Genomic DNA, 25,998 nt, shown 5'->3' on the forward strand with positions numbered 1-25,998 from the left:
AATCGATCCCATATTTTAGTTGCACTTCACTAATGGTAGATCGGCCCGAGAGAATTTCCCGAATGATCTTATTCCTCTCAGATGGGCTACGCCTTTTCTGCCTGTTTGCCAAATACTCCGAACTTCCGTATTTGACCGCCCAAGCCAGAACAGTGGACTTAGCTAAATTATGGCGATCACAAATCAGATTAATTGATCCACCTTCACGCTCAACTTCTGCGATAATCGTTTTCTTGTAAGACTCTAAATAAAGCCTACCGAACTTCTTACCCTTGATTTCTTTTGACATCGTAACTTAAATTTAGTGATTAATACTTGTTCGTAACGATGTTAAGTTTATACAGGACGAGTCACGGCAAAAAGGAGAATTGTCATGAGTTCACCGCCAAGTACCGCCAGATCACCGCCAGATACCGCCAGGCCTTTTCGATTTGGAATAAAATCCTGAAACTTGAGCTATGGATAATAAAAACAGGAATTAGACCGGAAGTGTATAGCCCCTCTAGGAATAAAACAAAAAGGGGGCAGATCCCAGACAGGTTCGAGGCAACTTCGGAAAGGCTTCGAGGATTTCCGAAGAAGGTACCCCCTTTTCTCGAACAATCCTCGAAGAAATTACTCTTCCTTCCGCATTTCGCCGCAAAAGCCCGCAAATCCCCGCAGTTCGCCGCAGACATTGGCCGCAGTACTAAACTTACATTTCTACCCTTTACATTTGTGGCGTTAAAGTATTTCTTTGCGTTTAGCTGTTACCTAAATGACGAATGAAACGATCACTGGAATTGGAGAAAAAAATGTCTTCTTATTTTATTATTCTTCTTTTGATATCCTGGGGTCCATTATTCCTTGTTATGATATTAGGGACTGGCTATATCTTTACTATAACTACACTTACAGAGCTCCCATATTTTCCAGTGGTGTAATAACGGGTGAGCGTTTGAAAAGGCTAAAGTCTAAAGCTCTTCCAATAAGCAGATCTAATAGCCTAACGGGAACGTTTGCATAAAAAATTATAGGAATACAATAGTATGTCAATGAAATAGTTCATAATCTTGCGTAGGGTTCTTCCCGCAAACAACCATTTTATTAATCATATTTATAGCCACCATTTTTAAATGAAAGCCTTTGCTATTAAAGGAAGCTTCTTTTCCTTGTTTATTCTTCTTAGTTCGTTCATAATTAAAAAAGATAAAGTTACTATTTATATTATAGGAGACTCGACTGCGGCAAATAAAGAAGCAAAAGCTTTTCCCGAGACCGGTTGGGGAATGAAGTTGCAAGACTTCTTCAAAGGCAACGTGTCAGTTGATAACAGAGCATTGAATGGCAGAAGCACTAAATCATTCTTGAACGAGAATCGTTGGCAGCCCATCATCAATCAATTAAAAGCAGGAGATTACGTTTTTATAGAGTTTGGTCATAACGATGAAAAGATCAACAAGCCAGGAACAGGAACAACTTTGGAAGAGTTTAAAACGAACCTGGTTAAATATGTCAACGAAACTCGTGCTAAAAAGGCCTGCCCTGTGCTACTTACTCCAGTTATGAGAAGGTCTTTCGTTAACGGAGTATTTCAGGACTCACATGGTGAGTATCCTGCTGTAACCCGACGAGTGGCTGATTCTCTCCATGTACCGCTTATTGATATGCATAAAAAAACCGAGAAGCTTATTATTGGGCTGGGGGAAGAAAAAGCAAAATCACTGTTTAACTATGTTGATTCGGGAGATGTAAACTACCCTAAAGGTAAAAAGGATGACACCCATTTTAACCCTTACGGTGCTCAAAAAATGGCAGAATTGGTAGTTGAAGGTATCCGAGAACAAAATATTGATCTAAAAAAAAAGTTGAAGAATAAATAGTTGCACTTCGATAAAATTTGAATTGACATATAAAAAGTTAAGAAGTTAAAATGATGAGTGATGAGTATTAAAAGTAGTGTAGCATTGTCGTTACTGGGTATGTCTATCCTTGCTTCTTGTTCCAAGAAAAGTACAAAAACTGAAATTGACCCTTCCGCGTCACCTAAAGTTGTACCTGTTAATGAAAAAGCATTGGCCTTTCCAGGAGCTGAAGGATACGGAAAAGAGACAACAGGAGGACGAGGTGGCAAAGTTATTTTCGTAACTACTTTGGAAGACGGCAACGAGCAGGGAACTCTTCGCTATGCTATTAATCAAACAGGTTCTAGAATTATCTTATTCAAGGTTTCTGGTAATATAATCCTTAAAAGTCGGCTTCAAATTAAAAATGGAAATGTTACCATAGTTGGGCAAACCGCTCCTGGAGATGGAATTTGTATTCAGAATTATGATGTAAATATTGACGCTGATAATGTGATTGTCCGCTACATGAGGTTCCGCATGGGAGATTTAACACGGTATGAGCAAGATGCGTTTTGGGGAAGATACCATCAAAACATTATGATTGATCATTGCTCTATGAGTTGGTCCATTGACGAGTGTTCTTCTTTTTATGCAAATAAGAACTTCACCATGCAGTGGTGCCTCTTGGCCGAAAGTCTTAACAAATCTTTTCATGAGAAAGATGACCATGGATATGGAGGAATCTGGGGAGGAAATGGGGCCTCCTTTCATCACAATTTACTGGCGCACCATAATAGTAGGAATCCAAGGTTCGACGGAGGATTTAGAAGTGGGACGGGAGTAAGTCCTGTAGGTAAAGACCAGGTTGACTATAGGAACAACGTTATCTTCAACTGGTGCGGAAACAGCGCTTATGGTGGTGAAAATGGACAGTACAATATAGTAAATAATTATTATAAACCGGGTCCGGCAACTCCTGCTACAAGAAATAAGCGGATTATGCAGATCTCGATGGAAACAACAAATCCATCCACCTACAGTCCGGGATACGGAAGTTTCTATATAAATGGTAATTATATATATGGGAATTCTGTAGTGAGTGCTGACAACTGGAATGGTGGTGTTAATTTCGATACCGGGGTAAATACAAGTTCGGCAAGAAGTGCAACGCCATTTAACTTGACAAGCATCACCTCCTATTCCGCTGAACAGGCGTATTTTGCGGTTCTAGACTCTGCCGGAGCAAGCTTCAAACGTGATGCGGTGGATGCACGAGTAGTTGATGAAGTAAGAAATGGAACGGCAACCTACAACGGATCAAAAACCGGATTACGAGGGATTATTGATTCGCAGACCGATGTTGGTGGATGGCCTGTTCTTAAACAGACACCCTCCCCTACTGATATGGATGGAGATGGGATGCCAGATGCATGGGAATTATCAAAAGGACTTAACCCTAATGTTGCAAATGCAAACGGCAGAGAACTTAGTACTGCCTATGATAATTTAGAAGTATTTATTAACAGTATAAAATAGTATCACTTTAACACACAGATGAACAACCTAAAAAACGTCCTTCTTACGGGTACATTAGCGGTTGCCGGACTAGCGTTATACGCCCAGACTGGAAAACCTAACTATGTATCAAAAGTATGGGTGGCAGACCAGGGAAATGGAACGTACAAGAATCCAATCCTTAACGCCGATTATTCAGATCCTGATGCCATTCGTGTTGGCGACGATTATTATTTAACATCTTCTTCATTTGAAGACATCCCGGGATTGCCAATCCTCCATTCGAAAGATCTTGTTAATTGGACTCTTATTGGTCATGCACTATTGAGGCAGCCGCCATATGACCACTTCATGAAGAGCAGGCATGGCGAAGGAGTATGGGCACCAGCTATTCGATACCACAAAGGAGAATATTATATTTACTATCCGGATCCTGATTTTGGTATTTACCTTGTGAAGGCAAAGAATCCTGCAGGCCCCTGGTCTGCACCAGTAATGGTTGCTGAAGGAAAAGGTTTGATAGATCCTTGTCCGTTATGGGACGAGGATGGAAAAGTGTACCTGGTTCATGCCTATGCAGGAAGTCGGGCGGGAGTTAAAAGTATTATAGCAGTACGACAGTTGAATGCCGAAGGTACTAAAGCGATCGATGAAAGTGTTTTAGTTTACGACGGGCACGAAACAGATGTAACGATAGAGGGTCCGAAGCTATATAAAAGAAACGGATTCTACTACATATTTGCGCCTGCAGGAGGAGTTCCTACCGGATGGCAATTGGTTTTAAGATCAAAAAGCATTTATGGCCCTTACGAACGTAAGGTAGTGATGGCTCAGGGCAAAAGTACGGTTAATGGACCGCATCAGGGAGCCTGGGTAAGTACACAAACCGGGGAAGACTGGTTTCTTCATTTTCAGGATAAAGACGCATATGGTCGCGTAGTGCATCTAAACCCGATGAAGTGGATAAATGACTGGCCTGTTATTGGAGTTGACCCAGACGGTGATGGGACCGGAGATCCTGTCCTTACTTACAAAAAACCTAATGTTGGTGGTAAAGTTAATCCTATTGCAACACCACCAGAAAGCGATGAGTTCAATAGTATTAAATTAGGTCTGCAATGGCAATGGCAAGCTAATCCTAAATCCACCTGGATGTTTATGAATCCTGGAAAAGGTAGCTTGAGGCTTTTCACAGATAAAGCACCGGAAGATTCAAGGAATTTATGGGAAGCGCCAAATGTACTGTTACAAAAATTTCCTGCGGATAATTTCATGGTAACAACGAAAATGACATTTACCCCTAACGAGAAGCTTGAGAACGAAAAAGCTGGGTTAACCATTATGGGCTTCAGCTATGCCAACGTTGCCCTTAAAAGTAAAAAAGACGGCGTATTTCTGGTTTATACCCTGGGAAAAGACGCGGTGAAAGGTAAACAAGAAGATGAGAAAGTCATCACCAAGCTGGAAAATAAAAAACAAGCAGTTCAGTTTAGAGTAAAAGTAACAGCAGGAGCTAAATGCCGGTTCAGCTACAGCTTAGATGGAAATCAATTCACTGAAATTCGTGATGAATTCCAGGCAGAAGTTGGAAGATGGAAGGGGGCAAAAGTCGGCTTATTTGCAACCCGTGATGCTCAGACCAATGATTCTGGTTATGCAGATTTTGATTGGTTCAGAGTAGAGCCAGTAAAATAAATTTAATAAGCAGATAGAAGGGGCAATAGCGGTCAGCGTTATTGCCCTGTTTTTTGTTTATTACAGTGATGTCAAAAGATCTTATGGCTTTCCAATGTATTTGTCCTTATAAACAAATCAATAGTCCAGCGGCATTACCGGATCCTGTTTACTTGTAGAGAGGATCATCATAGTCTGAAAGGTTTTCACAACGCTGATATTGCTTATCTTCTCCATAATCAATTTCTCATAAGCTTTGATATCCTTTACATAGACTTTCAGAATAAAATCACACCCTCCAGTAACGTGATGACATTCCACTACTTCCTTAATTTCCCTTACTTCGTCAGCAAAAGTTTGTATCGTATTGCTCTTATGAAAATCAAGTTGAACCTGAATAAAGGTTTTAATACCAAGGCCAAGTTCTTCTTCGTCAATCACAGCATGATAATTTTTTATCACTCCTGAATTTTCCAGCTTTCGCACACGTTCCAGTGTAGGTGCCGGTGAGAGTCCTATCATGTTAGATAACTGAAGATTGGTAATTCTGCCGTTTTCCTGCAGGATCTTCAATATCTGAAGGTCGATTTTATCGGGTTGGTAAGACATGGGAGTCGATTTTAGAACGCCAAAATAAAACAATTTAAAAACTTCTCTTATTGTTAGAGTGATCTAATTTAATTATTAGATTTGCAAAACACGTAACATCCATGCTTGCAGATAAATACAGTGAATCATTAGAAGAAGTTCATTCGTCGGTACATACAAAAGGGAAAACAGGCTGGCGCAAACTGTTAGCTTATATTGGTCCGGCCTATCTAATTAGTGTAGGATACATGGATCCTGGTAATTGGGCTACAGATCTGGCGGGTGGAAGTCAGTTCGGCTACCAACTTATCTGGGTATTATTGATGTCAAACCTTATTGCCCTATTACTTCAATCGCTAAGTTCGAGGTTAGGTATAGTAAGAGGTCTGGATCTCGCCCAGGCTTCCAGAAATGCTTATCCTCACTGGGCTAACATTCCATTGTATGGATTAGCTCAAATAGCTATAGTGGCTTGTGATCTGGCTGAAATTATCGGGATGGCCATTGGATTAAATCTGCTCTTCGGTCTGCCTTTGATATGGGGAATTTCAGTTACTATTCTGGATACTTTCCTTCTTCTATTTTTACTAAACAAAGGTATGCGGATGATGGAAAGCTTTATTGTTTCAATGGTTTTCATTGTTGGGGTGTCTTTCCTGGCTGAAATGTTTATTGTTAAGCCTGGATTGTTAGAGGTAGCCAGTGGATTTAAACCAAGCCTACTTAGCGGAAATGCGCTTTATATCGCAATCGGAATTATTGGAGCTACTGTAATGCCTCACAATTTATATCTCCATTCCTCCTTAGTACAGACCAGAAAAATAGACCGCAGTCCTTCTGGAATTAAAGAGGCTTTAAAATTCAACTTTATAGATACTACAGTAGCGCTCAACCTTGCATTCCTGGTAAACGCCTCAATCCTGATTCTTGCAGCAACGGCATTTTATAAGAATGGATACTTTGAAGTAGCTGAAATACAGGATGCTTATAAATTGCTTGAGGGAATTTTTGGTTCTCTTGCCCCTACCCTATTTGCAGTAGCTTTAATCGCTTCAGGCCAAAGTTCTACCATAACGGGAACCCTTGCTGGTCAAATTGTAATGGAAGGCCATCTTAACCTTAGGATACAACCCTGGCTTAGAAGGCTGATCACCCGGATACTTGCTATCGCTCCCGCTTTTATCACCATCATTTACTTCGGCGAAGAGTCCCTTGGGAAACTATTGGTATTAAGTCAGGTGGTTCTTAGCCTCCAGCTAGGTTTTGCTATTATACCTTTAATTCATTTTACAAGTGATAAGGAGTTGATGGGCGAGTTTGCTATAAAGCCTATTACTAAAGTGCTTGCATGGATTAGTGCAACTGTTATCATTGGCCTAAATGCAAAACTGGTTTTTGAGGAAGTGTACGGTTGGATAAAGGAGACTGAAGGAAGCTGGTGGATTTACATCATTGTACTACCTGTTATCGCTGGTGTTTTTCTGCTGCTTTTATATATTCTTGTGATGCCCCTCTTTAAGCAAACACCATCCCAACTATTAACAGTACCCCATGGTGATGCAAGTGACATTACAGAAATTCAATCGGTGCACTATCAAGACATTGGAATAACGCTGGATTTTTCAAAAAAGGATAAAGACAGCATACGACATGCGATTTTACAAGGGGGAAAAGATGCTCATTATTATTTGATCCATATTGTAGAAACTGCAGCTGCCCGCTATCATGGGGAGAAAACTTTGGATTATGAATCACGAAGTGATTTGGAGAATGTACAAAAGTATCAACAAAGCCTGCAAAAGCTGGGCTACGATGCTACTGTATTGATTGGATATGGAAATACTGCCAAAGCTATTACTAAGCTGGCGAAAGCAAATAAGCTGGATTTATTGGTAATGGCTTCGCATGGTCATAAAGGATTGAGTGACCTTGTTTTTGGTACTACTTTGGAATCTGTAAGGCATAATGCGGGAATTCCGATATTGATAGTGTAAAAAATGGATGAACACGAATTTAAGGGGATTTTCGCGAATTCTCACTAACTGATTTAAGAGCGAAATTTTTAAAACACGAATTACACTAAGCATAGGTCTAGAATTTAAAGAGTCACGAATTCTGGAGGATTTTCACGAATTTTCACTAATGCTTGTTCAGAGTTGGAATCATAAAGACTGAAAGAGCACGAATTAATAAAAACACGAATTGCACGAATTACACTAAGCATAGGTCTAGAAGCTTAAAGGTTAAATATTAAGAAGAATTTCGGAGATTTTCTCAACGTGGATTGTCCTAACATATCTTAATCCAGAATTCGTGTTTTAATTTAGGCGCCTAGCCGATTCGTGTAATTCGTGCCACTCCTTCAATTCGTGATACTCCCTAAAGTACTCTACGCCTACATTTCGTGAAAATTAGCCTAATTCGTGAAATTCGTGATCATTTCATTACATTCATTCTTACTCCCAGAAACCCTCTTATCCCCTGGTTCGGTGCGTATACGTATGTTGGGTCGAAGCCATCTTCAAATGGCTTGTCTGCTCCTGCTATCAGGTATGGAAGGCCTTTGTTGGGAGTAAAGTTCAACAGGTTCTTAAGCCCACCGTACAGTTCCAATTTGCGGAAATTATAGGTAAGCTGAACATTTTGCAAGCTCCACACTGGTGATTTTGCTGGACGGGGATCATTTTCCATCAGGGGAAGTTTCATAGGGCCATAGATATTCCCGGTGTAGTCAAACGACAGCTTATTTTTCTTTATGGGTATGGTTAGCGCCCAAGTTCCCATCCATGGTTCTGTTAGCAATTGACGTTCCCTTATTTTGTTTGTAGCCACATTATTAACAGTAGAAACATCCATTAATGTAAAGCCAGTGATGAGTTTGATAGCATTGGCAAAAGTGAGGTCCAAATTGGCACTTATACCCTTGGAAATGGCATATCCCCTTAGGTTATCATAAATGATCTTATTGACGTCCGTTTCATAGTCGGCCACAATTCTGTTATTGAAATATGTGTACCATGCGGAAAGTTCCAAGTTAGCTGGCGAATAGGACTCCCTAGCAATGGTTGTATTAAAATTCAGATTGAGATTATAGCTTTTTTCAGGTTTTAGGTCGTCTAATATGACAACCTCGCGTGCGCCAGTTAGTGCGGCATGATCTTCTGTAAAAATATTAACCACCCTGAACCCTGTTCCTGCATTTAATCGGAACACGTTGTAATCATCCATCTTCCATTTCCAGGCTAAGCGAGGAGTTAAAATATTACCGTGATTAGAATTATAATCGTATCGTAGACCTAAGAGAATATTGTGTTTAGGATTTATAGAAATATCATCCTGGATAAAAATTCCGGGAAGCCAAACATTCTTTGCTTGATTTCCCGCCCCTCTTGAAGCAGTGGTATTATCGGTATAATAGGTATAACGTAATGCGGTCCCTAACAGGAGGTCGTGATTAGTTAGCTTTTTATCCCAGGTTAACTGGTTAAATGCGATGCGTTGAGTTGCAACAAAGGGAGTGACACCATAAGCGGAGTTTTGGTGGTGATCATTATAAGAGAAGGAATAGACCATACGCTCTTTTAAAGGAAGCTGATAATTTCCAAGGAGTTCCCATCTTGAGGTGTAAATACTTTCGCCATAAAAAACACTACCTCCTCGATAATTTCTGTTCCAACTCATTTGTCCGCCCCACCGGTCCTCATAAAAATATCTTCCAGCTAAACTGAACAATCGATTTTCTTTTCGCTGCAGCGACCACTTCTCGAAAACGGATATCCGATGCTGCTGAGTTACATCCGTAAATCTATCGTTATTATTATCGATGGGATTTTTATAGTTGAAATAATTCAAACCGGTAAGGAATGCACTTTTTCCGGAGGTCAATTTAAAACCGAGGTCTGTATTCAACTCTCCCCAAGTAGTGGAAAACACGTCTGCTGAGAAATTTGGTGCTGAGCCGGTTTTCTTAGTGATTATATTAATTAAACCACCAACTGCTTCAGAACCATACAGCGAAGAGGCGGGCCCTTTCACGATCTCAATCCTGTCTATTAAGGAATTTGGAATTCCAGAAAGCCCATAAACGGTAGAGAGACTGCTAACGATAGGCATCCCATCAATAGTTACCATGGTGTATGGCCCCTCCAAACCATTAATGTGTATATCTCCAGTATTACAAATATTACAGTTTACCTGGGGGCGTACGCCGTTCACGTTCTGAAGGGCATCAAATATACAGGCGGTAGGGTTTTTTTTGAAGAAGGCGGGCGAATAAACTTCGACGGGAACCGGACTATCCAAGCGGTTAACCTCCTTCATTGTCCCAGAGATTACAACTTCTCTCAATTGTTTAGAAGCAGTTTTAAGATCGAAGTCGACTATCAACGTATCATTATTAGCCAGCTTAATAGTTCTACCAGCATCTTCGAAACCTACTGCAGTTATGTTTAAGCTGTAAGTTCCTTCGGTAAGCTCATTTATCATATAGTAACCGTTACTATCGGTTACCGCAACCTGACGGTTTCCATTTTTAATACTTACAAACGGCAATAAATTTTTATTGGCTGTCACCTTTCCATGGATCATACCTGATTGGGCGAAAACATTGAAAGAAGTAAGAATTAGACAAAACAAAAAGAGAGAGCGCATATGACAAAATATTTATTACAATAATAACAAAACAAATTAAATTAGGTTTATCTAACTTTTATTCTCCTGATTTTTTGGTTAATTTTATCGCCATGCTGTCATTCACAGAAGAAAATTATCTGAAAGCCCTTTTACATATCACGCTTGAAGTAGAGCATAAAAATGAAGCGGGGACGAACGAATTAGCCTCATATCTAGGCGTTAAGCCCGCTACTGCAACGGATATGCTAAAGAAATTGAAGGATAAAAAACTGATATCTTACGAGAAATATGGAAAGATCTCTCTTTCGGATAGTGGCAGAAATAAAGCAATAGAAATACTGAGAAAACACCGGCTTTGGGAAACTTTCCTTTACGAAAAATTAGATTTTACATGGGATGAAGTACACGAAGTTGCGGAACAATTGGAGCATATTCAATCGCAGAAGTTGGTAGATAAGCTGGATAAATTTCTTGGTTTTCCGGAGTATGATCCACATGGAGATGCTATTCCAAATGCTAAAGGAGAACTTAAACCCTCCTTCAAGAAAACCCTTTCCGAAGCTGAAGAAGGCACCACTTGCAGGATGGTAGCGGTAAAGGATAATACGGTTTCATTTTTAAAATATGTAAGTCAACTCGACTTAGGAATTAACACACACATACAAGTATTAGCACGTCAACCTTATGATGGGTCTATGGAAATTCTGATAAACGATAGCAAGATCACCGTATCCCAGAAATTTGCTGAAAACATTCTTATAGTTTGATGTTTTGTTGATACCTTTTAAACACCCTGATCTAAAAATAATATGGGCAATGATTTAAGTATTAGAAATAAGAAAGCTTATTTCGAATATCATATACACGACAAATATGTAGCGGGCATTCAACTGCTCGGCACCGAAATTAAATCTATCCGGCAAGGTAAAGCCAACATTAACGATGCATTTTGTGCTTTCCTTAATAATCAATTGTACATTAGGAACATGCATATAGCAGAATATTCTCACGGATCATTCTATAACCACGAACAGAAACGCGATCGTGTTTTGCTGCTTACTAAGAAGGAGATGAAGAAGTTGAAAGACAAAACCGAAGAGAAAGGCTTTACGATAGTTCCTCTGTCTTTGTTTATTTCTGAGAGAGGTTTTGCAAAGCTGGAAATTGGTCTTGCCCAAGGAAAGAAAGCCTTTGATAAAAGGGATACAATTAAAGAACGGGAAAGCAAAATTGAGCTGGACCGTGCAATGAAGCGATAAAAGAATTAACTGAGGGAAGAAGAAATACTTCCCTCTTTTTAGGTATCTACCAAGCCTGATCGCCTACAAGGGGTACAAAGCGGAAGGTGTCCAGTTCAATTCGTTCGAAATCGGTTTCATTAACCCTAAATACGGTTATCATTTTCTGAGACTGTTCGTCTCCTACAGGTATAACACAGATTCCTCCAACTCTTAGCTGTTTTAATAAAGTTTCAGGAACAAAAGGAGCCCCAGCAGTAACCAGAATTTTATCATAAGGAGCATGTTCAACAATGCCTTTTGAACCATCTCCGAGAAAAAATTCAGGAGTATACCCCATCTTGCCAAGAAATAATTTGGCTTTCTCGTATAACTTCTCCTGACGTTCAATGGTAAACACCTGGGCCCCTAACTCTAGTAATATACAGGTTTGATAACCTGAACCAGTTCCTATTTCAAGAACTTTATCCCCCTTCTTGATATGAAGTAATTGAGTTTGATAAGCGACAGTATAGGGTTGCGAAATGGTTTGCCCCTCGCCGATAGGGAAAGCAATGTCTTTGTAAGCCTGTGCCCAGAACGTTTCATCAAAAAAATAATGGCGGGGAACTCTTCCTACAGCATCCAACACAGCCTTATCTTCAATTTTCCGCTCCTCTCTGAGTAACTCCACTAATTTTTTCCGGGCACCTTTTTCTCTGTAGTTATCAACAAACTTGTAAGCCATGTAATCACAAAAATACGCTTAAAGAGCCATTTCAAAGAAAGCGATTATAAGCTTAGAGTCTATTTAACTAAAAATGAGAGTTATAAATATGCCTTACTTTCAAAGTCCGAAACTTTGGTTATTTTCGCACTCTGATTAACCTCACATGAAGAAACTGTTACTCTCATTCTTATTACTGCCTTTTCTTTCACAGGCTCAAATAGTTACTATAGATTCAGTAAAAGCACCAGCACGGAGACCTGCACTTCAAAAAATGAGGTCACAAAAATTGTATTCCTATTCACTTGGCGTTAAAGCGTTCAGTTACGAAGAACTTCCACAGATACTTAACCAGGTTAATAATAACAACTTTCAAAGGGAGTACGTTACAGGTTTTATTTTCAAGTTTAATGACAATCAGATAAGCTATAGGGTTACCGGAAACTTTTTTTCAGATGATGTTGCATTCCGAAACGATTGTGAGGAATGCGAAGAAGCTAAAGGAAAACTAAGAGACAATTCCCTGCGTTTGGGCTTTGAAAAGAATATGGTCTATGGAACTGTTCAGCCTTATTTTGGTTTTGATCTGGGATATAGAAGAAACAGTTTTAGAGGAAGTTCTTCAAATGCGTCATCATTGAATTATACAAACCCTTACGATGTAAAAACACAGAAAAACGGTTTTTCCATTTCTCCAATGGTGGGTATAAAGTTTAATGTTATAGATCACATCACTTTAGCGGCCGAAAGCAGTCTCGATCTATTGTATAGCTATGAAAAACAAGAGCGGTCTTTCAAAGACGGAAATCACACCAGAACCGTAAATAATTATAAGAAATGGGAATTTCTGCTTCGGCCAATTGGATTGCTTTCACTTCAATATAATTTTGCTGAACAGTACTAATAGGGATCTACATCTACCTGTATAAATACTCCTTTATTCGTTTTATCAGCTTCAAAATTTAATAAGGTATTTTTAAGGTGTTCTTTCACTTTAGTAAGTGAGATTCCGTTCCTTTCAATTTTTAAGTAAATTGACTTGATATAAAAGTTACGTATACGTGATACCAGTGGATCTTCGGGTCCTAATATCCGCGGACCGAAGCTCTTTCGTAATTCATTTGCAAGTCTAAAAGCTATATCACTTAAAAGCATCGCTTCCTTATGTTTCACATCCAGCTTTATTAACCTATACAAAGGGGGATACTGAAAACTATTCCGTTCTATGATCTCCGTTTTATATAGCTCCTCATAATCGTTTTTCAAAACCTGCTCTAATACCCGGTGTTTAGTGTTATGGGTCTGAATTATAACTCTCCCCTCCTTGTCTCTACGTCCTGCACGCCCGGCAACCTGCGATAATAATTGAAAACTACGCTCGTAAGCGCGAAAATCAGGATAGTTAAGAAGGCCATCGGCCCCAATGATACCGATAACGGTTACAGCGCCAAAATCAAGACCTTTTGCCACCATTTGAGTCCCAACTAAGATGTCAATCTTGCCATCCTCAAAATCACCGAGAATTTGCTGAAAACTATTTTTAGTACGTGTGGTGTCAAGATCTAGTCGTGCTACTCTAGCTTCGGGAAAAATATACTGTAGGTCGTCTTCTATCTTCTCTGTACCAAATCCCTTTTGTTCTATATGCACGGAGCCACAAGCGGGACAAATAGATACCGTGTCTTGCTTGTAACCACAATAATGGCAATGAAGCTTGCCTGAACTTTTATGGTAGGTTAAACTTACATCACAATTGATACACTTAGGTAAATAACCACAGGTTCGGCAGAGAAGCACTGGTGTATATCCCCTACGGTTCTGAAACAAAATAATTTGTTCTTTATTGGCCAATGCCTTGCTCATTTCCTCTATAAGAACACTAGTAAAATGAGCCTGCATCGTTTTCTTACTGGTCTCTTCTGTGATGCTTATTACATCAATTTTGGGCAAGACAGACGATCCATAACGTTCATTGAGCTCGACTAATCCATACTTACCGCTCTGAGCATTAAAATAGCTTTCTAATGAAGGTGTTGCAGAGCCCAATAAAACTTTTGCTTTATGTAAGTAAGCAAGGAAAATTGAAGTATCCCGGGCATGGTATCTCGGGGCTGGATCGTACTGCTTGAATGAGTTTTCATGCTCTTCGTCCACTATTATGAGGCCTAGATCTGAGAAAGGAAGAAAGACAGCAGAACGAGCTCCAAGAACAATTTTAAACTCATTCTTCAAAACTTTATTCCAAACCTCAGCTCGTTCGTTATCACTAAATTTGGAGTGATATATACCGATGTGATTGCCGAAATATTGCCTTAAACGTTCAATTAACTGAGTAGTCAGACCAATCTCAGGCAGCAAGTATAACACTTGTTTATCCTGCTGAAGCACTTCCTCAATAAGTCTGATATAAAGCTGAGTTTTACCAGAAGAAGTTACACCATGAAGTAATACTACCTCTTTTTCAATAAACAGTTTTTTCGTAGCCTCAAGTGCAGTCTGCTGTGCATTGCTTAATTCAAAGTTTTGCAGAAGCTCGACCTCTTGATCACTAAAGCGGCTAACCACCTTGTGCTCAAGAATGAAGACATCTTTTTCTACCAGTCCTTTTATTACAGCTGCACTACATCCTGACTCTTCCTGCAAAGCTTCCCTCGTGATTTCTTTGCTGTCTTTAGCAAGTTTGAAATAGGCTAAAAGAGCATCCAATTGTTTGGGCGCCCGCTCAAGAACTTCGAATAAGCCTCGTCTGCTATCAGCATCTTCGTAGAAGGGATTTAATACAATGTACGCCTTGCGACGTGGTTTATAACGCTCAACTACTTCTTCCGAAATATGAATGACACCCTTATTAAAAAGGGACTTTAAAAGCGGGAAAACAGTCTTTTGCCCCAGTAGCTTGGCAATATCTCCAACTTTTAGCTCCGGCTGAATTTCAAGTGCGTCGACCACGAGAAACTCCTTGTCTGTCAACTGCGATTTATCGTACTCAGAATCTTTTAACAGAAGAATTCTTGTCTCGCTGGCAAGTTTCAAGGCTGCTGGCAATGCCGCTTGCATTACCTCTCCTAAATGGCACATATAGTAATCGGCTATCCATGTCCATAGCTGTAATTGAGTGCGATTAACGATGGGCTCTTCATCAAGAACATCCAAAATATATTTTGCCTCGTACAAGGTTGGCGCCTGCTCTGTAATTGCAAAAGTTATAGCAGTGTAAATGCGACTTTTTCCAAACTGTACGATAACGCGTTTACCCACCCTGATTTGTGCATTCAGAACCGCAGGGACCCTATATGTATAAGTCTTTGAAATAGCAAGCGGCAGAATGACCTCTACAAAATAGGTATGCCTTTCTGCAACAGTTTCATTAAACTCGAGCATCACCAGTTCTTAATCCTGTAACTAATAAACAAACCCAACCGACAATAAAGAGAAGACCACCCAAGGGAGTTATGGGGCCAAGAAATGGCAAATTTAAACCAGTTATAGCTCTCGTACTCAAGAGGTAAATAGATCCTGAAAATAAGATAATTCCAATAGAAAATGCCCAGAAAGCAAGGGTAGTCAACCTACTTTTTGGGGATAGTAATGAAAGGAATAATAAAGCCAGAGTATGATAAAAATGGTAGCTTACAGCAGTCCTCCAATTCTCCAGGTCCTGAGATGTAAGATGAGCCTTTAATCCGTGAGCTCCGAAGGCTCCAAGAATTACGGCTAAAGCACCAAAAATGCTTGCTGTAATAAGAATTTTTCTATTCATATGGTTTGCTAATTTAACTATAGTAATGAGATTTCTTCCGCCTAAAAAGCTAATTTTGTGGAATCCAATGAGAAAAACAATCGCCCTCAGCATCGTTTTGATCATAGCTATCATTGCTATGGCCATAAAATATTTTTCTGCTCTGTCTGTCCATAGCAATAACGTTTCAAAAGCTCTCAAAAATATTCCTGCAGATGCTGCCTTTATACTCAACTTCAACAATGACCAATCATTCTATGAAATTTTTAAAGACTTCGAGCTTTTTGATGCTATAGTAGGAGAGCAAAGGTCTGATGAAATTAATCAATTACAACAAGCGCTGCTGAGGCAACCGGACTTTGACGAAGCAATTGCTGACGAAAATATTTTCATTTCAATACACCCTAATAAAACCAATTCTGTAGACTTCCTTTATTCAATCAATCTAAATGAAGGTTTGACACTTTCGGAGATAGAAGAAGCTTTAGGCAGGAATAGAGACATAAGCAGCGAAAAAAATTCAGAAACAGGCATATATACCATCTCCATTAAATCTTTAAAGAAGCCTTTTTTCATGCATATTGAAGCAGGGGTAGCAACGGGAAGCTTTTCTCAAGAACTATTAAATAGAAGTATAAAAAAAGGCATAACGAGAATAGACAGTAAGTTTGTTGAGGAAATTGACTATGCAGTAACTCATAACCAAAACTCGCCAGTTAATATTTTCATCAATCACAATCGCAGCGGTGATTTTATAGGGCAGTATACACAAAACGTTCCAAATGGAGCACTTACATTAATTACAAGGGTAAAAGGCACCTCTTCATTGAGCATGAACTATAAAAGCGATGCTTTGATGTTCAATGGAATTAGTAAAATAGACAGTACTACGCCTACTTATCTCGGCTTATTTCTAAACCAGCAGCCTGTAAAAAATAATTTGAAGCAGGTAATGCCTAAGAACCTCTCGTATTTTATTTGCTTCGGAATATCCAATTACAATGAATTTGAAGAAAAGCTACATCACTTTTTTGAACGCAGAAAAGAACTTTCAAAGCTTCGTCAACAGTTGACATCAGTACAAGAAAAGACAGGAGTTGATCTGGATAAAGAATTAAAACCTTTTCTAGCAGATGAGTTTGCTGTACTTGAGACGGAAGGGAGAGAGCGTTTGGCAATTGTTAAAGTTAAGAATGGCAGAGAGGTAAAATTGACACTGGAACAGATCAGTGAAATGCGCGATGATATGATAGGTAGACTTAATCATTCAAACCTATTCTATTACTACCTCGGAGATCCTTTAAAGCAATTTTCCCGCCCTTATTTTGCCATCGTCGACAACTATCTTGTATTGGCGAATAGCACTAGTGTCATTACTAATTACATAAACACTTACGGTAGCGAGAAGCTATTGGTGAATACACCCGAGTTTGCCGAACATAATCAATTTATTGCCAATCAGAGTAATATCTTTTATTTCATTAACAATAAGAACGCACAAAGGCTAATCAGAAATTCACTAAGACCGCAGTATTCAGAGGCCTTTAAAAGCGGCAGTTATGGATTGAAAGACTTTTATGGACTATCCTACCAATGGAGCAGCGACGATGGCCATTTTTTCACAAACCTTTATGCAAACTATAAATCAAGTGGTGCCCACAAGTTAACTGAAGTATGGAAAAAAACATTGAGTAATAATATCGCAATAAAACCTCAACTGGTTGAACTTGAAGGAAAAAAAATATTGTTACTGCAAGACAAAAGGCATGCTATTTACGCCATCTCTCCTACCGGAGAAAAGTTATGGGAAACTTCTGTAAACGCTCAGGTATTGGGAAATTTTCAAATAGTAGATGATAAGAACATTATCTTTAATACCACCAGAGAACTTTGCAAATTTGATAGCCAGGGAAAAATGATTGACGGATTCCCTGTTAAACTTCCGTATAATGCCTCTCACGGTCTTTCAAGCATTTCAAATAGCATATACATTCCAGCAGTTAATGTAATTATGAGGTTCGACAAAAATGGGAGAGTACTACCCAACTGGAACCATACGTTAAGCAGCAAAATTTTATACAATCTTGAAACTGCGAAAATTGGAAATGCACATGTAATAGCAGCGGGAACTGAGACCGGCACGTTTTATTTCTACGATGAATTTGGTGATTTACTAACGAAAGCCGAAGTAGGGGCAACTCAATTCCGTAACTCTATTTTCCTTGAGTCGGGGGATAGTCCCGAAAATTCCCGAATAGTTACCATAGATACTGCCGGGACAATTATTTTTATCTCAATGAAGGGTTCTGTTACGAAGAAACAAATTGCTGAATTTAAAGGAGCGTACTCGTTCGCGTATGTAAATGTTGTTGGAGATGATAAACCCGAATTTGTTTATCTTAATAAATATAGCCTGTCTATATTAAGCACTGACGGAACCCCACTAGCTATAAACAGCTTTAATTCCAAATCCAGCAAGGAATTAAGATTGTTTAAGAAGAATAATTATTCGTGGATCTGCGGGGTGGAGGAAAAGAGCACCAAGGAGTTGTATTTATTCAATGAAGACGGTAACTTGTCGAAAGGTTTTCCTGTAAAAGGAGATGGTTACTTTCTAGCTGGGCCAATTAATAATAACAACAAACAGTCTTATCTGTTTTCTGGTATCGGGAATAGCCTTGGCCTTTATAAATTTTAGCATGTATAAATTTGCTCTCCTGGCGTTTCTTTTTACAGTTTCCTTTAATACTCGGGCCCAGCACTGGGCACTTTTTAATACAGGAACTTTGTACGATACTTTTGAAAATCCATCTCAAAAAGCATTTAAAGCAGATACCAGCAAGCGAATAGCCTTTAATTTCCTTATCCCTACCGGCGGAGCATCTGTAGCGGGTCAGGGACCTGCAGAAAGTACGATCAGGCAATTGTTTTATCTGGGCCCACTTGACACTAAAGGACTTGATAATAATAATACTCAATACAATAGGATATTTGCAGATCAGAACATTTACATTGGAATGCTGCGGATATTTAAGACCGTGAAGTATAACAGGGAATTCGGTTTATCATGGCAGATAAAAACAGAGGGAGATTATGCTGTAACCAATCAGACGTTTACAACCTTTCAGAATCCCCTGATCGAGGATAAGACCTACTATAAAAACACGCTGAATGATTACGGGAAAGCGCAATCCTACCATCAGTTCAGTTTAACATACCGGGAGAACTACAACAAGCGCCTGGCCTTTGGAGCGAAATTAAGTTACCTGAGCGGAATGCTTTACTCAAAGCTTTCCATAACGCAATCGGAACTAGCTATCGATCAGGAAGCACAGCAATTCGATGCCTCTTTAAAAGGGTACTATCGTACTAATTTCCTCTATAATAAATTCAGCAAGCGATCCCTGATCCCCCATATTCACAATCCGGGACTCGCCATGTCGGCAAGTTTTAACTATCGTACCCTGCGCGGGCTGTATATCCTGGGTAACATAAAAGATCTTGGCTTTATCATATGGCGAAAAACGCCATATAAGTATACTATTAATCAGGAGATCAGTATCGATGCCTCTAACCCCAAAAATATAGACAATCAACTAACAGAAAGCCTTGAAGACGATGTTCTTGAATACCCTACCCATGAACGCTTTGTATCTTCCATCAACGGAAAAGCGCAACTGCTATTCAGTAAAACATACAACAGGTACCAACCTAATCTAATCCTCTCCAAAAATCTGTTTAACAATTACGGGAACGCCACTCTTGTCAACAATTACAATTACAAGGCCTGGACATTCAGTCTTACTTCAGGGTATGACCTTAGAAAAATTTTCGAATTTGGAGGGCAAATTATGTATAAGAAGCCGAATGTAGAATTCTTCCTGGGTAGTGACAGGTTATTTAAGACCATCGCATTAAGTCGTGGAATATCAGCCATGCAGGCAGACCTATCGGATCGCAGGCAGAACGAAACGCCGAAAGGTAAGGGCTATACAGGAGCCTCAGCATATCTTGGCTTCGCTTTGAAGTTTGGAAGGGTTCTCTACCATTGGCAAAACAGCAGTGAAATACCTGGGGTAGAGCCGGCTTTTAGTAAAAAGCCTAAAAAATCAGGAAAGTTTTGATTTAGGTTTTGCTACCAAAAAGTCTTTCAGATAATAAGGCTCAAAATAGGCAATATCCTCGAATTGCTGAGCATTATACTTTTCAAAAGCAATGCCTGAGAAATGTATTGCCGAATTGAAGAAATCAGTAACAAAAACAGCATGATTAGAGGTGCCCAAAATATCCTGGCACTTCTCAGCTCCATCACCAAAAAAAACAACTGTATTAGACGCAAGGACATTTGAGAATGATTCAGGATCTATAATTTTGGCTTCTACGGGTGATATTTCTGTTAAATGCTGATCAAAGATAGCCGTATACACCTCCATCCTCCTTGCATCTATCATTGGACATAGCAATACTTCTTGCTCACTGAAGCGGCCTATAAGACCAGCAGCCATGGCCTGCAAGGTACTTACGGCAACAAGAGGTATATCTAATGCATAACACAAGCCCTTTGCAGCAGAGACGCCAATTCGAAGGCCTGTATAAGATCCGGGACCCTTACTAACAGCTACCGCATCAAGGTCAGACATCGTCCTTCCTGAACACTTTAAAACCTCTCCAATGAAAAGAGTTATATGACTAGCGTGAATGTTCCTTTCGTTCATTTCCTTCACAGATAAAACATTGCCATTTTCTGCAAGTGCAACGGAACAAGAAGTTGTAGAAGTTTCAATTTGAAGGATCAGTGCCATAAGAGCTGCAAAGATGCAATTTTTAATAGAAATGAAGAACCCAATTAAGGTACCGGGTCATGACCATGACCACCCCAGGGATGGCATCTACCAATCCTTTTAATGGTTAGCCAACCACCTCTAAATGGACCGTGTTTTTTAATTGCTTCTACTCCATACTGGGAACAAGTAGGTGTATAACGACAAGATGCACCAAGGATAGGTGAGATAAGTAATTGATATATTCGTATTAGCAGAAGGAAAGCGGATCCTATTGCCTTCAAAAACAAATCAATCAGTTTTTTTAACATAGGCCCTGGTAAGCTGCGATAAAGCAACTTTTAATTTCTTTTCTATGAATGTATAATCTGCTATTTCCTTGCCTACAAAATGTATTGAAAAAATAAGTTGAAGGTTATTTTCACGAAGAAAATTGTATAATAGCTCTTCTTTGTTTAAACGATAAGCTTCACGGATTCGTCTTTTCAGCAAATTGCGGTCTACAGCATGTTTGAATTTGCGCTTGCCTACGCCAATAACTATTTGGGATGGAGGGTTTCCTGATGAGGAAAGTGGTAGGTGAACAACACGAAAGGGGTAAACTAAAAAAGAAGAACCGTTATGAAAAAGCTCATCTAAAAGCTTTTTGCTGCATAACCGCTCTTCTTTTCTAAATTTATACATTTTGATTGAGGATGCCTTTTGCAGATTGCGCTACAGGCTGCAATCAAAATAAAAATTATGCTTTATGACGACGCTCGTCAGAAACTGTTAATCTCTTTCTACCTTTAGCTCTTCTAGACGCTAAAACTCTTCTACCGTTTGCTGTAGCCATACGCTCTCTGAAACCGTGTTTATTTCTTCTTTTTCTTTGAGAAGGCTGGAATGTTCTTTTCATGACTTTATATCAAAAATTGTAGCTTTTTTAAACAAGAGCGCAAATATAGCCGCATTTTCTTGCAAATCAAACATAAGTTGAGAATTTATTTCAACAAGCTAAAACAAGTCAGGATTAATCCTCAAATTGCTTTTCTAATTTCTCCAAATTCCCGATCATTTCCTGCAGTTTATCCTGTTCCCGTTTCTTGTAAGATTGCATCAGTATCCAACATAACACAAACCAGCTAATCGTAAACACAACGCCGGTGATTGTTTGCCATAGTGGTGCAGCAACAAAGACTTCAACAAAATAAAGCGCAAATGCAACTCCCAAAGTTGTGCTGTAGATAGCAAAAGTACGGGTATTCAAATTATAACGGCGTGTTTTATACCTCTTTAAATATACGATGTACTTATCAGGCTGCTCCAGATAAAGATTATTGTCACGTATACTCTTATAGTCTTTAAATTGGATAAAAACATAGTAAATACAACTTGCAATTAAAAGAGAAAGAGATAAATGAGAGGTCAACAGAAGAAATGATTTAAAGAGCCAAAGGCCGATAAGAAGTACTATTATAGCCGACATAATCAGACTCTCAATAAGTAACTTCTTGGAGTAACCAGCCTTAGTTTTCTTTACTTGCCTAAGTACATCTTCATAATTAAGCTTAGGAACAGAAGCCTGACCTGTCCATATATTTTTCAAAGCATCAAAGTCCTTCATAACGATTATATATGTCTGTCAGCTTGTTCTTTATACGATGTATCTTAACTCGAAGGTTCCCTTCTGAGATCCCTGAGATTTCCGCTATTTCAGGATATGGTACTTCATCTAAAACCATAGTTATAATTATCCTTTCACTTTCCTCTAACTTAGAAATACACTTATACAGCAAGGCAATTTGTTCGTTTTTCTCAGAAAGCTCCTCCTTTTTATTCTCAATAATATTATCAGTGAGCTCATCTTTAGCCTGCCTTTTCTCCACTCTCAACCACGAAAGACAAGTATTTACAGCAATACGATAGATCCAGGTTGAAATCATTGCCTGATTTCTGAACTTGTCCAAATTCTGCCAGACCTTCATGAAAGTTTCCTGCATAAGGTCATGGGCGGTGTCCTCATCACCGGTATAACCGAAACATAAGTGATAGATCTTACGGGAATTGGTCTGAAAAATTTCCTTAAAGACGGCTTCTTTATTAAGCATTTGCTTTTAGATAGACGTTACAACGCGTTGTTACAAGGCAAATAATTTTTTATTAAACCACTTAGCATTCCGGTCCGCCTCGTCCAAAATCTGTCCATATTCCGAAGAATAATCAAACTGAAGATCTTCATGTAATTTAGGAAACAGTTTCTTTAACTTTTCAACCTGGCGTATTAGTATATTATGTAAGGGTTTGTAATGCGTTTTAAGATCAGCATAGAGCAAGTAGTTATGGCAGAACCATAACAGCAAGATCACCTCGGCTTCAACAGAGGCAGTATACTTTGCATGCTTTGCTACTAACCGCAAGATCTTCCTTAATTGCTTAGCACTATGGTAGTCGTACTTTCGAAGAGAATGAAACTCTTCAATAAGCAAGGTTTTTACTGATTCAACATAAGAAACAGGGTCTTCAGCGTCGTATAATAGAAAGCTTAACAACTCTTTATTCTCTTTCTTATATTTTGCCAGCCTCAAGCAAATATCCACTAATTGGTCCCGGTTTAGGGTGTTCAATTCCTTTTTAATTTCACTTATCTTTTCGGCTTTCATCTTATTGATTTACAGTGGAGACAAATCTATAGTGTTTTCATCTATTGCGAATCCTCAATTTTAAATCAATACAAGTCTTAAAAATTTCATACTTTGACATCTGTTTACTATTTTTCGATCTAACACATTTTCATGAAGCTAAAACAGGCTGCTTTATCCGCTATTATCAGCGTTTTCTTAGTTACTCTCCTCACTTTTTTAAATTCAACAAAAATAGTTGCTCTTTCTCCAGAGGTTTTAAAAGCAATTAGATGGATCGCTACCATTCCCATACTCCTTTATGCCATAAAAAAACGATCGTTAACTACCTGGATTTTAGTTTCGATGGTAGTAGGAGCTGAAATAGGCCATGATTTCCCCGAGGCGGCGAAAAATCTGCAGGTTCTAAGTAAGGTATTCCTGAAAATGATCAAAACCATAGTAGCCCCTCTCCTTTTTGCTACCTTGGTTTATGGAATTGCAGGTCACGCCGACTTAAAACAGGTAGGACGAATGGGATGGAAGTCTATTGTTTACTTTGAACTTGTAACAACTCTGGCCCTTTTTATTGGTCTTGCAGCTATAAATCTTTCACAGGCGGGTGCTGGAATTAAAGTACCAAAGGGGATCCATGAAGAACTTCCGCATGTTGCGCCTCAGAACTGGCAGGACATTATCCTCCATATTTTCCCGGAGAACATTGCTAAATCTGTTAGTGAAGGGCAAATATTACAAATTGTGGTATTCAGTGTTCTATTTGGGATTGGCCTTGCAATGGTAAGGGAAGACAAGCGTTTGCCCATGCTTCAATTTACGGAGAGTTTAGCAGAGGTAATGTTTAAATTTACCAATATTGTTATGTATTTTGCTCCAATTGGGGTTGGCGCTGCCATTGCTTATACTGTTGGTCATATGGGTATCGAGATCCTTGAGAACCTTGCAAAGCTTCTGGGAACATTATACGTTGCCCTTATAGCATTCCTTGTATTAGTACTTTTACCAATTGCACTATTTGTAGGGGTGCCAATAAAAAGATTTATTCAGGCAATTTCAGAACCTGTTTCTATAGCTTTCGCAACTACCAGCTCTGAAGCAGCTTTGCCAAAGGCAATGGAGAACCTTGAAGCATTAGGTGTACCACGAAAAATAGTGGCATTTGTTATGCCGACGGGATACAGTTTCAATCTCGACGGTACTACACTTTATCTTGCCCTTGCCTCAATATTTGTTTCCCAGGCAGCAGGATTAAACTTTACTTTAGGCCAGCAGCTCCTTATTGTTTTTACCCTGATGCTGACAAGTAAAGGAGTGGCAGGCGTGCCCCGGGCATCACTGGTAATTTTACTTGGAACAGCAGCTTCCTTTGGAATGCCATCCTGGCCTATCTTAATTATTTTGGGCATTGATGAATTGATGGATATGGCACGAACTTCCGTTAATGTAATCGGAAATTGCCTTGCTACCATCGTTGTTGCGAAATGGGAGGGTGAATTTAATCCGGATCAGGGCAAGGAAGTCGACAAATGTTAAAAGGTTTCTACTTCGATAATGAACACGAAACGAGCGGATTCTTCAAAAAAAGGCTTTTTTAAGATTAATTTTATGAGCTTTTTTAAGCCTTTTTTTATCACCTGCACCTAACCTCATGATTCTCAACCAATAAAAATTACACAAGAAATTTGCAGTGTATCAGAATTGGTATATCTTTGCATCATAACAAAACGGTAGGTATAGCTCAGTTGGTTAGAGCATCAGATTGTGGTTCTGAGGGTCGTCGGTTCGAGCCCGATTACTTACCCCAAAGTTAACAAAAGCCCTTTACTTATAGTAAAAGGGCTTTTTTATTTTATTCTCTAACCCTACATTACCCCGGCAAATGTTGAAAAGCTTATTTAATTATTTGAAAGATTAGCAATAAATTAGCGCTATGATGACCCAATAGTCAGAGGTCAAAAAATACATCAAATTATAATTTTTTTCACTTGCACACATTAAATAGACTACTCCTTCTGAAGAGTGTTTTAAGGGATAATTTTACAGAGCAGTTTATAAATAGGTATGAAGCATTTGTTCTTACCGGAGAAGAGGCGCAGGCTATTTTAAACAAATCGCAGGTAGTTTTGGAAACATTTCCCAGCATTACTGACGCTGCTATCCTTAGTTCAATATTTGCTGGCGAGCTTTACGAAACATTTCCTGTTGCCGTAATTGCCGGTACTTTAAAGTATAAAGGGGTGGAGTTGTTTTCAATCACACAGGCATTTCCTACAAGTGGGAAAACAGTTTCTGTTCAGGTAAGACAGAAAGCGCACTTTTGGATTGAATTTGGGGGATACATTATAGATATATCATTCTTCAAACGACTTTATTCAGGAGAGGTCAGAGCCCCTTTCCAACATGCAATAATTGGAGACTTTGGTGCAAGCAGAGGGGCAATTATTTCTAAGGCCGACCTTGTGAATAAATACGGGTTCGATTATGAACCTCAATTCTCTCTTTCCCAATATCAAATTTCCAGGCTATTGGAGGAGGCAAAAGGAGTAGCGACCACAGTACCCATTCCCGGTGTCTCAACTTAAGGCTACATGATAAGCCAGAAACACTCACCTTATTCCTCATAATTTACCTCGATCTGTTGTACTCTATCGACTTCAACAAGACCTCTATGCCAGTCGTGA

Annotated in this window: 26 protein-coding genes and 1 tRNA gene; 14 read left to right on the plus strand and 13 right to left on the minus strand. The window is 39.2% G+C overall.

The features are described from left to right. On the minus strand, positions 1–289 hold a 289-nt coding region (locus J4N24_RS12000), incomplete at its 3' end, for a hypothetical protein (protein WP_207533932.1). 38 nt (positions 290–327) lie between these two features. On the opposite strand from J4N24_RS12000, the gene J4N24_RS12005 reads away from it, so the two are divergent. From J4N24_RS12005 to J4N24_RS12025, 5 genes are all read left to right on the plus strand, one after another. Continuing rightward, complete coding sequence (locus tag J4N24_RS12005) at positions 328–768, plus strand: hypothetical protein (RefSeq protein ID WP_207533933.1); 441 nt, start codon at positions 328–330, stop codon at positions 766–768. Beyond that, positions 758–1,006: a hypothetical protein gene (locus J4N24_RS12010; RefSeq protein ID WP_207533934.1), complete on the plus strand. Its 249-nt coding sequence runs from the start codon at positions 758–760 to the stop codon at positions 1,004–1,006. Before J4N24_RS12005 ends, J4N24_RS12010 begins: the two co-directional genes overlap by 11 nt. 109 nt (positions 1,007–1,115) lie before the next feature. Next, on the plus strand, positions 1,116–1,862 hold the full coding sequence (locus tag J4N24_RS12015; protein WP_207533935.1) for a rhamnogalacturonan acetylesterase: 747 nt from the start codon (positions 1,116–1,118) through the stop codon (positions 1,860–1,862). Between the two features lie 60 nt (positions 1,863–1,922). Then, positions 1,923–3,362 (plus strand): pectate lyase family protein, encoded by a 1,440-nt coding sequence (locus J4N24_RS12020; protein ID WP_207533936.1) that lies wholly within the window; start codon positions 1,923–1,925, stop codon positions 3,360–3,362. A gap of 18 nt (positions 3,363–3,380) precedes the next feature. Beyond that, positions 3,381–5,036, plus strand: a complete 1,656-nt coding sequence (locus tag J4N24_RS12025; protein ID WP_207533937.1) for a glycoside hydrolase family 43 protein — start codon at positions 3,381–3,383, stop codon at positions 5,034–5,036. A 117-nt stretch (positions 5,037–5,153) separates the two neighbouring features. Here J4N24_RS12025 and J4N24_RS12030 read toward each other — a convergent pair whose 3' ends face one another. Then, a complete protein-coding gene (locus tag J4N24_RS12030) occupies positions 5,154–5,624 on the minus strand; it encodes an Lrp/AsnC family transcriptional regulator (RefSeq protein ID WP_207423497.1) in 471 nt (156 codons plus the stop codon). A gap of 101 nt (positions 5,625–5,725) precedes the next feature. Between J4N24_RS12030 and J4N24_RS12035 the strand changes: the two genes are divergently transcribed. After that, positions 5,726–7,597 (plus strand): Nramp family divalent metal transporter, encoded by a 1,872-nt coding sequence (locus tag J4N24_RS12035; protein WP_207533938.1) that lies wholly within the window; start codon positions 5,726–5,728, stop codon positions 7,595–7,597. Between the two features lie 442 nt (positions 7,598–8,039). Here the strand turns inward: J4N24_RS12035 and J4N24_RS12040 are convergent, their stop codons facing one another. Beyond that, entirely contained in the window at positions 8,040–10,253 is a 2,214-nt protein-coding gene (locus J4N24_RS12040) for a TonB-dependent receptor (RefSeq protein WP_207533939.1), read from the minus strand. Between the two features lie 92 nt (positions 10,254–10,345). On the opposite strand from J4N24_RS12040, the gene J4N24_RS12045 reads away from it, so the two are divergent. Both J4N24_RS12045 and smpB read left to right on the plus strand, forming a co-directional pair. Continuing rightward, positions 10,346–11,002 (plus strand): metal-dependent transcriptional regulator, encoded by a 657-nt coding sequence (locus J4N24_RS12045; RefSeq protein ID WP_207533940.1) that lies wholly within the window; start codon positions 10,346–10,348, stop codon positions 11,000–11,002. Positions 11,003–11,044: 42 nt separating this feature from the next. After that, entirely contained in the window at positions 11,045–11,494 is a 450-nt protein-coding gene (smpB, locus tag J4N24_RS12050) for an SsrA-binding protein SmpB (RefSeq protein WP_207533941.1), read from the plus strand. A 46-nt stretch (positions 11,495–11,540) separates the two neighbouring features. Here the strand turns inward: smpB and J4N24_RS12055 are convergent, their stop codons facing one another. Beyond that, entirely contained in the window at positions 11,541–12,200 is a 660-nt protein-coding gene (locus J4N24_RS12055; RefSeq protein WP_207533942.1) for a protein-L-isoaspartate(D-aspartate) O-methyltransferase, read from the minus strand. A 145-nt stretch (positions 12,201–12,345) separates the two neighbouring features. On the opposite strand from J4N24_RS12055, the gene J4N24_RS12060 reads away from it, so the two are divergent. Continuing rightward, positions 12,346–13,083, plus strand: coding sequence for a hypothetical protein (locus J4N24_RS12060; RefSeq protein ID WP_207533943.1), 738 nt, complete (start codon positions 12,346–12,348; stop codon positions 13,081–13,083). Here the strand turns inward: J4N24_RS12060 and priA are convergent. Beyond that, positions 13,080–15,560 carry a replication restart helicase PriA gene (gene priA, locus J4N24_RS12065; RefSeq protein ID WP_207533944.1) on the minus strand — a complete coding sequence of 827 codons (2,481 nt, stop codon included), beginning with the start codon at positions 15,558–15,560 and terminating at the stop codon, positions 13,080–13,082. The genes J4N24_RS12060 and priA overlap by 4 nt on opposite strands. Then, complete coding sequence (locus tag J4N24_RS12070) at positions 15,547–15,939, minus strand: DUF423 domain-containing protein (protein ID WP_207533945.1); 393 nt, start codon at positions 15,937–15,939, stop codon at positions 15,547–15,549. Before J4N24_RS12070 ends, priA begins: the two co-directional genes overlap by 14 nt. A gap of 67 nt (positions 15,940–16,006) precedes the next feature. Between J4N24_RS12070 and J4N24_RS12075 the strand changes: the two genes are divergently transcribed. Further along, entirely contained in the window at positions 16,007–18,616 is a 2,610-nt protein-coding gene (locus J4N24_RS12075; protein WP_207533946.1) for a DUF3352 domain-containing protein, read from the plus strand. 1 nt (position 18,617) lies between these two features. Then, positions 18,618–20,042 carry a DUF5723 family protein gene (locus J4N24_RS12080; protein ID WP_207533947.1) on the plus strand — a complete coding sequence of 475 codons (1,425 nt, stop codon included), beginning with the start codon at positions 18,618–18,620 and terminating at the stop codon, positions 20,040–20,042. Here the strand turns inward: J4N24_RS12080 and tsaB are convergent. The 7 genes from tsaB to J4N24_RS12115 form a co-directional block, all read right to left on the minus strand. After that, entirely contained in the window at positions 20,028–20,720 is a 693-nt protein-coding gene (gene tsaB / locus J4N24_RS12085; protein ID WP_207533948.1) for a tRNA (adenosine(37)-N6)-threonylcarbamoyltransferase complex dimerization subunit type 1 TsaB, read from the minus strand. The genes J4N24_RS12080 and tsaB overlap by 15 nt on opposite strands. Positions 20,721–20,764: 44 nt before the next feature. Then, positions 20,765–21,010: a membrane protein insertion efficiency factor YidD gene (gene yidD, locus J4N24_RS12090; RefSeq protein ID WP_207533949.1), complete on the minus strand. Its 246-nt coding sequence runs from the start codon at positions 21,008–21,010 to the stop codon at positions 20,765–20,767. Next, positions 20,991–21,383 (minus strand): ribonuclease P protein component, encoded by a 393-nt coding sequence (locus J4N24_RS12095; protein ID WP_207533950.1) that lies wholly within the window; start codon positions 21,381–21,383, stop codon positions 20,991–20,993. Before J4N24_RS12095 ends, yidD begins: the two co-directional genes overlap by 20 nt. 55 nt (positions 21,384–21,438) lie before the next feature. Then, positions 21,439–21,597, minus strand: a complete 159-nt coding sequence (rpmH, locus tag J4N24_RS12100; RefSeq protein WP_013632808.1) for a 50S ribosomal protein L34 — start codon at positions 21,595–21,597, stop codon at positions 21,439–21,441. Between the two features lie 114 nt (positions 21,598–21,711). Next, positions 21,712–22,305: a hypothetical protein gene (locus J4N24_RS12105; protein WP_207533951.1), complete on the minus strand. Its 594-nt coding sequence runs from the start codon at positions 22,303–22,305 to the stop codon at positions 21,712–21,714. Beyond that, positions 22,292–22,789: an RNA polymerase sigma factor gene (locus J4N24_RS12110; protein WP_207533952.1), complete on the minus strand. Its 498-nt coding sequence runs from the start codon at positions 22,787–22,789 to the stop codon at positions 22,292–22,294. The genes J4N24_RS12105 and J4N24_RS12110 overlap by 14 nt, the downstream gene beginning before the upstream one ends. Before the next feature lie 30 nt (positions 22,790–22,819). Continuing rightward, positions 22,820–23,341, minus strand: a complete 522-nt coding sequence (locus tag J4N24_RS12115; RefSeq protein ID WP_207533953.1) for a hypothetical protein — start codon at positions 23,339–23,341, stop codon at positions 22,820–22,822. A 132-nt stretch (positions 23,342–23,473) separates the two neighbouring features. On the opposite strand from J4N24_RS12115, the gene J4N24_RS12120 reads away from it, so the two are divergent. The 3 genes from J4N24_RS12120 to J4N24_RS12130 all read left to right on the plus strand — a co-directional run bounded on the left by J4N24_RS12120 (position 23,474) and on the right by J4N24_RS12130 (position 25,899). After that, positions 23,474–24,850: a dicarboxylate/amino acid:cation symporter gene (locus J4N24_RS12120; protein WP_207533954.1), complete on the plus strand. Its 1,377-nt coding sequence runs from the start codon at positions 23,474–23,476 to the stop codon at positions 24,848–24,850. 194 nt (positions 24,851–25,044) lie between these two features. Then, positions 25,045–25,121: transfer RNA gene (locus tag J4N24_RS12125), tRNA-His, on the plus strand. 181 nt (positions 25,122–25,302) lie between these two features. Next, a complete protein-coding gene (locus J4N24_RS12130) occupies positions 25,303–25,899 on the plus strand; it encodes a histone H3 family protein (RefSeq protein WP_207533955.1) in 597 nt (198 codons plus the stop codon). Positions 25,900–25,998: the final 99 nt, after the last annotated feature.

This window comes from Desertivirga arenae, from assembly GCF_017355785.1.
GTDB lineage: Bacteria > Bacteroidota > Bacteroidia > Sphingobacteriales > Sphingobacteriaceae > Desertivirga > Desertivirga arenae.